Below are 10541 nucleotides of genomic sequence, written 5' to 3' on the forward strand. Positions count from 1 at the left end.
GGAGCTGCAACATGGTGACAGGCTGGCTGGGAGCACTCGGCATGGGGCTCACGTTGGTGACGGCGGCCACTCCGCCGAGCATCCAGCTCCCGAAGGCGGTCTGCACCCTGCGCGGGGCCTGCATCACCCTCCCGGAGGAGGAGCGGATGGAAGGCAGCGTCTCCCTGCTCCACATGGAGGAGAAGCTGCCTCGGCGGATCGCGGCGGACGGCGCCTTCGGGCTGTGGCTCGCCTGGCCCATGGCGGCCGAGCAGCGGACCCAGTTCGTCCATCGCTCGATCGACTTCGGGCTCACGCAGAGCACGCCCGCGGGCCACTTCGAGCTCTTCGTCCCTTCGTTGACCCTCGTGCGCCGCGAGGCGGGTGAGGAGCCCGCGCTGCTCGCCCATGTCTCCTTCGATCCGACCGTGAAGGCGCCCCTGGCGGCAGCGGTGAGCGAGTTGGTCGCCGACGCCCAGGCGCGTGGCCTGCTCACCTCGGAGCAACAGCAGGTCCTCACGGCCCGCCAGAAGGCGCTCGAGGGACGTCTGCCGGAGCTGATACGCGCGCTGGACGCCTTCCGCGCGAAGCCAGCCGACCCCAAGGCGCGAGCCACCTTCCTCTCCACCCTGGCCGCCTTCCCCGGCGAGGAGATGGACCTGGGCGCGCGAGCCATCGCCCCCGAGACCTTCCTCACCCCGGCGCAGCGCACCGAGCTGCGCAAGGCCGGCCATGAGGTGCAGGGCAGGCGCTGGCTGGAGTACTCCGGGCCGCCGTCACGCGCGTACCGGCTCCACGTCCAGGCCTGCTCGGTGGAGCAACTCGTGCGGGAGTGGAACGCCGGCCTGCGCGGTCCGAGCACGGGCATCGAGGCTCTCCCCCGCCCCGCGCTGGACTTCGATCGAGCCCATCGTCACGACGACGTCAGCTTCACCCTGGACGTGCGCAATGACGAGGGCATCACGCGGATGGATCAGGTGCTCCAGCGTCTGCTCGAGCTGCCGGGGGTACGACGAGCTCCGGGCCCTGCCCTGCCTCCGCCGCGCTGAAGGGGGCACGGCCCGAGAGGCTCGCCTCCGCCGCCGCGCGCAGCCGCGTGACGAGCTGGCGGAGCAGCGGGTTGGCGCGGACCTCGGGCTCCTCCTCCAGCGCCACGAAGCTGGCCAGCGCCGTCTCCTGGTCTCCCAGGCTCGCCTCCACCTCCGCCCGGTGCGCGGCGAACCGGAGCGCATGCCACCGCGCCACCTCCCGCAGCGCGGAGACGGCCTCCGCCAGCCAGTGTCTCGCCTCCGCCAGCCGCCCCAGGGCCTGCTCGGCGCGGCCCAGCTCGCCCATCGCCTTGCCCTCCAGGCCGCGCACGCCGAGCTGTCTGCCCATACGCACGCACACCAGCAGGTGCTCGCGCGCATCCAGGGCGCGGCCCTCCTCGAGCAGGAAGCAGCCGAGGTGCAGCCGCGCGAGCGTGTGGCCCGCCTGATCGCCCACGCTGGCGGCGCGAGTCATCGCCTCCGTCACCTGCGCCACCGCCTCGGCCATGCGCCCGGCTTCCGAGAGCGCCACGGCGCAGTGCGTGGAGAAGCCCACCTCCAGCGTCATGTCTCCCACGGCGCGGAACAGCTCCCGCGCGGCCGTCAGGTGGGGGAGGGCCGCCTCCGCTCCCGCGCGGACCTGCTCCAGCAACCCGAAGTGGCCTCGCGCGTAGGCCTCCAGCCATCGGTCGGCTCCCGACGACAGCCGCTGCGCCTGCTGGATGAACTCCCAGGCCGCCGCCACCTCTCCCTGGTGGCGTGCCACGATGGACAGGTCCACCAGCACCCGCTTCTCCCCGGCCACGTCTCCGCCTTCACGCAGCAGGGCGCGGGCCTGCTCCAGATCGGCTCGCGCGGACTCGGGATGGCCCGCCTCCAGGTGGAGCCGGCCACGGACCGCGAGGATGGCGGCCAGGCGCCCCGAGGCCACCGCCACGGAGTCGGCCAGCCCGATGGCCCGCTCCAGCCGACCGAGCAGCAGGCTGATGGGCCCCCGGACGAGGATGTCCGGCTCCAGCGCCTCCAGCGCCTCCAGCGCCAGCTCCACGGAGCGCGGAGTGGCCGGCACCACGGCGAGGGCGCTGTCACAGGCGGCCAGCAGGTTCTCCCGCTCCAGCGCGAGCCGGCGCAGCGCCTCCGCGCCTCCCGTGCCGCGCACCCGCTCCCGCAGGCCTCGCGCGAGCGCCACGTGCCACTCGGCATGCCGGGACACCAGCTCGGCCTCGCCCCCGAGCGCCTGGAGCCGCTCCGCCGCGTACTGGCGAATGCTCTCGTACATCGCCAGGCGTCCCTCTCCGCCAGGCCCTTCTTCCTCCTGGGCTCGCAGGAGCGACCGGGCGCGCAGCGACTGGAGCACCGCCCTCACCTCGGCCGAGCCCGCGGGCAGCATGAGCACCGCCTCGGCGGCCTCCAGCGTGAAGCCTCCGCGAAACACCGAGCACTGGGCCAGCGCGGCCCGCTCGGCCGGCTCCAGCAGATTCCAGGACCAGTCGATGGCGCCGCGCAGCGTGGCCTGGCGCGCCGAGGCATCCCGCCGCCCGCTGCGCAGCAGCTCGAAGCGGCGCGACAGCCGCTCGCGCAGCTGCCCCACGCCCAGCACGCCCGTGCGCGCCGCCGCCAGCTCGATGGCCAGGGCAATGCCGTCGAGCCGACGGACGATGTCCACCACGTGCGGCGCCTCCTCGGCCGTCAGCGCGAAGCTGCCTCGCACCTCCCGGGCGCGCTGGACGAACAGGCGCACCGCCTCCGAGCGGGCAATCACCTCCAGCCGTGTCTCCCCCGCCGCCGGCAGCGCCAGCGGGCCCAGGTCCAGCAGGCGCTCCTCGGGCAGCCCCAGCTCCTGTCGCGAGGTGACCAGGAAGCGCGCGCGAGGCGCCAGCGCGAGCCACCGCGCGAGGATCCGCGCCCCATCCCGGGTGGCCTGCTCCAGGTTGTCGAGGATGATCAGCACCCGCCCACAGTCGTTGAGCGCCAGGCCCAGCTGCTCCACCGCATCTCCCGCCGCCTCATCCCGCCCGGGAGAGATGCCGAGCGCCTGGCGAACGGTATGACAGAGCGCCTCCGCGCTCCTGGCCTGCTCCAGCTCGCACAGCCACACCCCGCCGTCCCAGGCGCAGGACTCCAGCTCCAGCCCGCCGAAGTGGGTGGCCAGCCGCGTCTTCCCCATCCCCCCCGGGCCCAGGAGGGTGACGAGCCGATGCCCTGCGCGGAACCACCGCCGCAGCGTCTCCAGCTCCGAGCTCCGGCCGATGAGGTCGGACTGCACGGCCGGCACGTTGCCCTGCCGCTCGCGCGCCGCCAGCGGCATCCCGAACCGCCTGTCCGACAGCGAGGCGGGGAGGACCTCCACCAGCGCGACGGGGCTCTCGATGCCCCTCAGGCGGAACGCTCCCAGCGGACGAGCCGAGTGCAGCCCCAGCTCCTCCTCCGAAATCCGAGCCCAGGCCGTGCCGCTCACCAGCACCTGCCCGCCGTGCCCCGCCGCCACCACGCGCGCCGCCGTGTTGACCACGGGGCCCAGGTAGTCCACCCGCCCGGTCCGCGCATCGACGCGCGGCTCCGGCTGGCCGAGGTGCACGCCCATGCGGACCCTCAGCCCCCGGTGCAGGAAGCCTCGAAGGCCCAATTCCTCCGCCGCCTCGGGCTGCGCGAGGAGCTCCTGGGGCCACGGCGCCTCGAACAGCGCCTCCTGCGCATCCAGGCACCAGCGCACCGCCTCCACCGGAGACGCGAACGCGAGCATGAAGGAGCCGCTCTGTGTCTTCACCTCATAGCCGGAGTGCCGCTCCAGCACGCCTCGCAGCACCTCTTCCTGAAGCTCGAGCGCGGCCCGCATCGCCTCCGGGCACCGCTCCCAGAGCCGGGAGGCGCTCGGTACGTCGGTGAAGACCAGCGCCACCGTCCCGCTCGGTGGCTCGCAGCGCGAGGCCCCCACCGCTCGCGTGAGGCTGGCCCGGCCGTCCCCCGACGCGGCCAACTCCTGTGCTGGAGACACCTCACCCATCGCCCGCCCCCACCTGTCACCCGACAGGAGAGGTACTGCCTGGGAGCACCTTGCGCACCTCCCACACCACACGAACCGTTGAAAGTGATCACACTTCGGCGCACACCGTCCCCTCGGGCCGGGACAATTCCCCAGTCATGGCTCGGACCTGGCGCATCCAGCAGTCAACGGTGGCGCTGCCCGAGCCTCAACACTGCTGGAGAGGACTGTCGCCTGGCCGGAAGACGCCCCGGGTCCGCCGGCGGCGGGAGCCTCTCAGAGCCGCCTCCGGGCCACACGTTTCTCTCAGAAGACGAGAGCCCCTCGGCCTGCGCGACTTCCTCACACATGAACACGAAGAGGGAAACTCACATGACACCGAGCCATCAGCTCCACCTGCTGCTTGCGGCCCTGGTGCTCGGCGGCTGCAGTCCCATCTCCGAGCCCTCCGAGCTCGTGTCCCATGAGCTTCAGAGCCGCGAGCTCCAGAGCCCCAACGGCCTGTCCGCCAACGGCCTGTCCGCCAACGGCCTGTCCGCCAACGGCCTGTCCGCCAACGGCCTGTCCGCCAATGGCCTGTCCGCGGCGGACTTCCAGGCCTGGTTCCAGAGCAACCCGACGGTGGCCGAGAGCGTGATGCGCTACCTGGTCCTCTGCGCGGCGCCCGCCGGCCAGACGCTCTCGTACACGGACGCGACCACCGGGCAGGGCTACTCCTGGAGCGGCCGGCTGGGCCTGGCTCCGGGCTGGAGCAGCGGTCAGCCCGCCACCGTCTCCGAGCAGCAGGTCATCTCCGCGTGCCTGGCCGCCCACGTCAACAAGTACGGCGTCCACATCCCCCTGTCCGTGCTGGGAAGGAGCGCCCAGGGTCAGCCCATCCCCTTCACGCTTCCGGAGCTGGTGACCTTCTCCCAGCGCGAGGCGTGCTTCTTCGGCAACCTCTTCACCCACCAGGGCATCTACGTCGGCAGCGACCGGGGCAACCTCAGCGCACGCGAGAGCTCGGCCCGGGCCTGCTCCATCTCGAGCAACGCGGGCAACGCGCGCACCACCGACTGCGCGCCCCTCATGTACGCCGGCACCTGCACCACCTTCTGCACGCTGGACGCCTCGAAGACGTACTACACCTCCTGCACCTACAATGGCGTCACGTACCGACCCATCACGACACGCCTGCGCCCGGACGACATCTACCTGTGTGGCGACGGGGTGTGTCAGATCTCCGAGAGCTGTGGGACTTCCACCCAGTACAACAACTGCCTGTTGGACTGTGGCGCCTGCCCGTGAGCCTCCGCTCCGGGAGCATCCCCTAAGCCCTTGAAACCTCGGTGCTGAGCGCCAGCAGGCGCGCCTCCCGGCGAGCCGTCTCGCTGGAGCCGTGCCCACCGTGGGCCAACCCCCACGCGCTGTCGCCTACCCGAAACCCGGGTTGTTCACGACCCAACTGGTGCACGGATTATCCATGCATGACTAGCTTTCTCAGTTTTTGATTATTAACCTGGTTCGCGGCAATAACGAGCATTCCTGTTCTTGCCGGATTCGAAGGGCTTCACGGCTGCTCCTCACTTCGACTCACCCAGCACGGGGGGACACATGCAGACCACTCGGACGACCCAGGGACACCTCTCCACGAGCCAGGCGCACACCCACGAAGGGCAGGTAGTCCCCCCGCTGATGGTGCTCCTGGTGTCGCTGGCCGCCGGCTGCGGGATGCCGGAGGAGTCCACCGACACCTCCTGGCAGCCCGAGCAGCAGCTGCAGGAGGTGGAGGGTGACAACGGCCTGTCCGTCAATGGCCTGTCCGTCAATGGCCTGTCCGTCAATGGCCTGTCCGTCAATGGCCTGTCCGTCAACGGCCTGTCGGCCACCAGCTTCCAGTCGTGGTTCCAGGGAGCCCCGGCGCAGGCCAACAGCGTGATGAGCTACGTGGTCCTCTGCGCCGCGCCCGCGGGCCAGACGTTCACGTACACGGACGCGACCACCGGGCAGGGCTACTCCTGGAGCGGCAAGCTGGGCCTGGCGCCCGGCTGGGCCAGCGGTCTGCCCGCCACCGTCGCCGAGCAGCAGGTCGTCTCCGCGTGCCTGGCCGCCCACGTCAACAAGTACGGCGTCCACGTCTCCATCTCCATGCTGGGGCGCAACGGCGACGGCCAGACCATCCCCTACAGCTCGCTGGAGCTGTCCACCCACGCGCGCCGCGAGGCCTGCCTCTTCGGCAACCTCTTCACGGGCCAGGGCATCTACGTGGGCAATGACGGGCCGGCGCTCAGCTCCACCCAGAGCTCCTCGCGGGCCTGCACGCTCGCGGACGGGGTGAACTCCGCGCGCGCCGCCGAGTGCTCGCCGCTCACGCCGGTCGGCTCCTGCGACAGCTACTGCACCCTGGATCCGTCGGGCACCTTCTACACCTCGTGCACGTACAATGGCGTCACCTACCAGCCCCTCACCACCCGGCTGCGCAGCCAGGACATCTACGAGTGCGGTGACGGCATCTGCCAGGTGACCGAGAGCTGCGGCACGTCCAACACGTACGACAGCTGCCAGGTGGACTGCGGCGCCTGCAAGTGAGCCTGGCTTCTCCCCCGCGGGCGTTCGCGCTACCGTCCGCTGCTCAGGGGAGCGAACATGAGCCGGGCCGATGACTTCGAGCGACAGGGCTTCCTCGTGCTGCCGGACTTCGTCCCGGCGGCCTCGTGCGACGCCCTGAAGGCTCGCGCCGAGGAGCTGGTGGCGGGCTTCCAGCCCGAGACGATCTCCATCTTCACCACCCACGAGCAGACGCGGACCTCGGACGAGTACTTCCTGTCCTCCGGGGACCGGATCCGGTTCTTCTTCGAGGAGGGGGCCTTCAACAAGGACGGCTCGCTGCGGCAGGACAAGGCGCTGTCGATCAACAAGCTCGGCCACGCGATGCATGACCTGGACCCGCGCTTCGACGCGTTCTCCCGCACGCCGGAGCTGGCCGCCCTAGCCACGGAGCTGGGCCTGAAGCAGCCGCTGCTGCTCCAGTCCATGTACATCTTCAAGCAGCCCTATATCGGTGGCGAGGTGAACAGCCACCAGGACTCGACGTTCCTCTACACGGATCCGCCCACGTGCCTGGGCTTCTGGTTCGCGCTGGAGGACGCCACGCTGGAGAACGGCTGCCTGTGGGCGCTGCCCGGCGGACACACGCTGGGCCTGAAGAAGCGCTTCGTGCGCGCGCCGGGAGGCGGCACCGCGTTCCAGGTGCTGGACGCCACGCCCCTGCCCCAGGAGGGCTTCGTCCCCCTGGAGGTGAAGAAGGGCACGCTGGTGGTGCTCCACGGGCTGCTGCCGCACAAGAGCGGCGCCAACACCTCGCCGAGGAGCCGCCACGCCTACTCGGTGCACCTCATCGACGGCGCGGCCAGCTATCCCGAGGACAACTGGCTGCGCCGCTCCCCGGAGATGCCGGCGCGAGGCTTCTAGGCGCCCTCGCTGGCCTGGGCCGGAGCCTGCGGCAGCGAGTGCACGTTGGCCCGCTGCGGGAAGGGCACGAAGAGGCTCTTGAGCCCGTAGGCGGCGAAGGCCGCGAGCAGGTCCGGCCGCATCAGCGCCTCCATGCCGCGGCGCATGTGCATCACCTCGTAGAACTGGCGGCACGCCAGCGTGTTCACCGAGGTGAAGTCGATCAGGGTGCCGAAGCCCCAGTGCAGCAGCCCCAGCCCCGGGTAGCGCTGGCCCTCCGCCTGCGGGTACTTCAGGTCCATGGTGGTGCCCATGCGCCAGGGGATGCCCAGCAGCCGCGCCAGCTTGTTCTGGAAGTCGCGCGACAGGCCCAGGATCGAACCCGGCGAGGACTGCGCCTGACGGGCGACGACCTCTCCGAGCAGCCGCGCGCTCAGGCTGCACACCGTCATGCCCTGACCGTAGACGGGGTTGAGGGCGCACACGGAGTCTCCCAGGAGGACGAAGCCCTCCGGGAAGCGCTCCATCCGCTCGTAGTGCAGCAGCCGGCTCGAGGGCACCTTGTGCATGACGGCCTCGCTGAGCGGCCGGGCGTCGCGGATGGCCTCCCAGAGGTCCGGCTTGGGCAGCGCGCGCGCGAACTCCAGGAAGCCCTCGTCCGTGGTGGGCGGGTAGTCACCGAAGTACCCGTGGAGCGTGACGAGCCAGCGTCCGCCCTCCACCTTCGCGATGAAGCCGCCGCGCCACTCCTCGGGCGCGCGGGGGAACACGGCCATCATCTTCCAGTCGCCCTTGTAGTGCGCGGGCGGCTCGAAGAACCGGCTCGTGTAGGCCAGCTGCAGGCCGACCTTCTCCTCCTCGGGCCTGCCGAAGCCCAGCGCCTCCAGCCAGTTGGGCGCGCGCGAGCCGCGGCCTCCGGTGTCCACGACGAGATCCGCGGTGAGCGTCTCCTCGCCCTCGGGCGAGCGCACCTTCACGCCCGTGACGCGGGTGCGCGCCTCATCCAGCAGCAGCCCATCCACCGAGCAGCCCTGGCGCAGCTTGACCTGGCGGAGCGCGCCGACGCGGCCGCGCACCTTCCACTCCAGCCACGTGCGCGTGCAGAGGATGAGCTCGATGCCGCTGACGTAGCGCGGCTTCCACGAGCCCGCCGTGTGCCAGGCGGCGTCGCGCCCCATGTCCATGCGCTCACCACCCTCGGCGTACATCTCCTTCACCAGCCCCGGGAAGAGAGACTCCAGGACCTGGAGCCCCGCATCGAGAAGGCCGTGGGCATGTCGTCCTTGAGGAACGCCCTTGCGCGCCTCGGGCCCATCGGGAGCCGGGTCCCTCTCGAGGACGATCACCTCCTCGAAGAAGTCCGAGAGCACTCGCGCGCCCAAGAGGCCCGCCATACTGCCCCCAATGACAACGGCTCTGCCGAATCGCATCGTGTTTCGCATGAACTCCCCCCTGGAGTGTGAGACACGCCCAAGGCTACGACATCCCGCTGTATGAGGAAGGGCTCTATACGTACGACCCTATGCGTCGTATTCCTTTCAGGCTCAAAGTGTGGGCCTGTGCCCTACCGGCAGCCCCCTCAGAGAGCGACCGGCTAAACCATGCAGCCCTGATAAACCCGTGATACTTCCGCCGCCGCATGGCTTTTTCCCCGGCTCCCCTCCCAGCGAGCACGCTAAAGGTCTCATTGGCGTATTGCATTTGTTTCATCACCTGGGGATCAACGTGGGCGGTGGCGAAGGTGGGTCTGGAGGATCTGCCACCGCTGCGCCTGGTGGGTGTGAGGATGCTGGTGGCGGGGCTGGTGTTGCTGCCCTTCTCGCGCGCGCGTGTGGGAGCGCTGGGAGCAGGCACCCTGGTGCGGCTCGTCGGCATCGGCACGCTGCAGATCAGCATCCCCTTCGGGATGATGTTCATCGGTCAGCAGTGGATCCCCTCGAGCTGGTCCGCGCTGCTCTTCTCCACCTACCCGGTGTGGGTGCTCCTGGTGGGAAGGGTGCTGATGCGTGATCAGCACCTGACGCCCCGCAAGCTGCTGGCGGCGGGGCTCGGGCTCGCGGGGGTGGTGGCGCTGCAACACGCCGAGCTCGGCTCCCTGTCGGTCTCCGGCCCGGTGATGCTGGGGGGTCTTCTTCTACTGGGTTCGGCGGGACTCATCGCCGTGGCCAACGTGCTGGTGAAACAATACATGGGGCATGTCCCTCCGCACCTGCTGGTATGCGTGCAGACCCTGAGCGGCGCCATACCCCTTCTGGCGGCGTCCCTGCTCATGGAGGCGGATGCCCCGTCGCACTGGACGCCGCGGGCGGTGTTCGCCTTGCTGTGGCTGGCGCTGGGCGGGACGGTGGTGACGTACCAGCTGCTGTACTGGCTGCTGCCGCGCATCTCCCTGCCCGCGCTCGGGGCCATGGCGATGTTGGACACGCTGGTGGCGGTCGTGCTCGGCGTGATGGTGCTGGATGAGCCACTGACACTCTCCGTGTTGCTCGGAGGAGCGCTCATCCTCTCGGCCGCGGGCCTGGCCAACCTGGCGCCGCCCGAGCAGCCCGTGCTTCCGGACACGCAGGCTCGCAAGAGAAGCAGCGGCTGAACCCGAGTCACGGCTTGCCTCCCGAGTAGGTAGCTGTTCAGCCTTTGTCCAGATTGCGAGTCCCGCGCTGGGCGTGGTCACATCCGCGCTCCACCCGTGGCGGTAGAGCCTACACATCGCTCCCAGCCCATCACTCCCCAGCATGCTGAACATCCCAGGCTACACACTTCGAGGGGCCATCAAGGCCACCGGCACCAATCTCCTCTTCCATGCCGTGCGCGACTCGGACGGGCTGGCGCTCATCCTCAAGACGCCCATGGCCACCTCCCCGGGCAACCGCGAGCGCGAGCGCTACCGCCGCGAGTTCGGCATCCTCCAGCGGCTGAGGGACGTCCGCGGAGTCACCCGGGTCCACGCCTGCGAGCAGCTCCAGGAGCGGCCGGTGCTGCTGCTGGAGGAGGTCGAAGGCACCCCACTCTCGGAGCTCACCGGGCAGCCCTTCGAGGTGCTTCGCGCGCTGGAGCTGGGCATCGCGCTGGCCTCCACGCTGGCGGAGCTGCACCGCCGCGGCATCGTCCACAAGGACATCAAG

At 70.3% G+C, this 10541-nt stretch carries 8 protein-coding genes; 6 read left to right on the top strand and 2 right to left on the bottom strand.

Annotation, left to right across the window (positions count from 1 at the left end; genetic code table 11):
- Nucleotides 1–11 precede the first annotated feature (11 nt).
- Nucleotides 12–1028, top strand: a complete 1017-nt coding sequence (locus KY572_RS44945) for a hypothetical protein (protein ID WP_224249958.1) — start codon at nt 12–14, stop codon at nt 1026–1028.
- Here KY572_RS44945 and KY572_RS44950 read toward each other — a convergent pair.
- Nucleotides 940–4011, bottom strand: coding sequence for an ATP-binding protein (locus KY572_RS44950; RefSeq protein ID WP_224249959.1), 3072 nt, complete (start codon nt 4009–4011; stop codon nt 940–942). The genes KY572_RS44945 and KY572_RS44950 overlap by 89 nt on opposite strands.
- Before the next feature lie 351 nt (nt 4012–4362).
- Between KY572_RS44950 and KY572_RS44955 the strand changes: the two genes are divergently transcribed.
- From KY572_RS44955 to KY572_RS44965, 3 genes are all read left to right on the top strand, one after another.
- Nucleotides 4363–5277, top strand: a complete 915-nt coding sequence (locus KY572_RS44955; protein ID WP_224249960.1) for a hypothetical protein — start codon at nt 4363–4365, stop codon at nt 5275–5277.
- Between the two features lie 306 nt (nt 5278–5583).
- On the top strand, nt 5584–6558 hold the full coding sequence (locus KY572_RS44960; RefSeq protein ID WP_224249961.1) for a hypothetical protein: 975 nt from the start codon (nt 5584–5586) through the stop codon (nt 6556–6558).
- Nucleotides 6559–6615: 57 nt separating this feature from the next.
- Nucleotides 6616–7440, top strand: a complete 825-nt coding sequence (locus KY572_RS44965; RefSeq protein WP_224249962.1) for a phytanoyl-CoA dioxygenase family protein — start codon at nt 6616–6618, stop codon at nt 7438–7440.
- On the opposite strand, the gene KY572_RS44970 is transcribed toward KY572_RS44965, so the two are convergent.
- Nucleotides 7437–8813 (bottom strand): NAD(P)/FAD-dependent oxidoreductase, encoded by a 1377-nt coding sequence (locus tag KY572_RS44970; protein WP_224249963.1) that lies wholly within the window; start codon nt 8811–8813, stop codon nt 7437–7439. The genes KY572_RS44965 and KY572_RS44970 overlap by 4 nt on opposite strands.
- A gap of 245 nt (nt 8814–9058) precedes the next feature.
- On the opposite strand from KY572_RS44970, the gene KY572_RS44975 reads away from it, so the two are divergent.
- Nucleotides 9059–10009, top strand: a complete 951-nt coding sequence (locus KY572_RS44975; protein WP_224249964.1) for a DMT family transporter — start codon at nt 9059–9061, stop codon at nt 10007–10009.
- Nucleotides 10010–10151: 142 nt separating this feature from the next.
- Nucleotides 10152–10541 (top strand): phosphotransferase (locus tag KY572_RS44980; RefSeq protein ID WP_224249965.1); only part of this gene is annotated, 390 nt, incomplete at its 3' end.

This window comes from Hyalangium gracile (assembly GCF_020103725.1).
Taxonomy (GTDB): Bacteria; Myxococcota; Myxococcia; order Myxococcales; family Myxococcaceae; genus Hyalangium; species Hyalangium gracile.

Bases quoted from the DNA above. Each gene is read 5' to 3' on its own strand.
- KY572_RS44945 (WP_224249958.1), top strand. From the start codon at position 12: ATGGTGACAGGCTGGCTGGGAGCACTCGGCATGGGGCTCACGTTGGTG.
- KY572_RS44950 (WP_224249959.1), bottom strand. From the start codon at position 4,011: ATGGGTGAGGTGTCTCCAGCACAGGAGTTGGCCGCGTCGGGGGACGGC.
- KY572_RS44955 (WP_224249960.1), top strand. From the start codon at position 4,363: ATGACACCGAGCCATCAGCTCCACCTGCTGCTTGCGGCCCTGGTGCTC.
- KY572_RS44960 (WP_224249961.1), top strand. From the start codon at position 5,584: ATGCAGACCACTCGGACGACCCAGGGACACCTCTCCACGAGCCAGGCG.
- KY572_RS44965 (WP_224249962.1), top strand. From the start codon at position 6,616: ATGAGCCGGGCCGATGACTTCGAGCGACAGGGCTTCCTCGTGCTGCCG.
- KY572_RS44970 (WP_224249963.1), bottom strand. From the start codon at position 8,813: ATGGCGGGCCTCTTGGGCGCGCGAGTGCTCTCGGACTTCTTCGAGGAG.
- KY572_RS44975 (WP_224249964.1), top strand. From the start codon at position 9,059: ATGGCTTTTTCCCCGGCTCCCCTCCCAGCGAGCACGCTAAAGGTCTCA.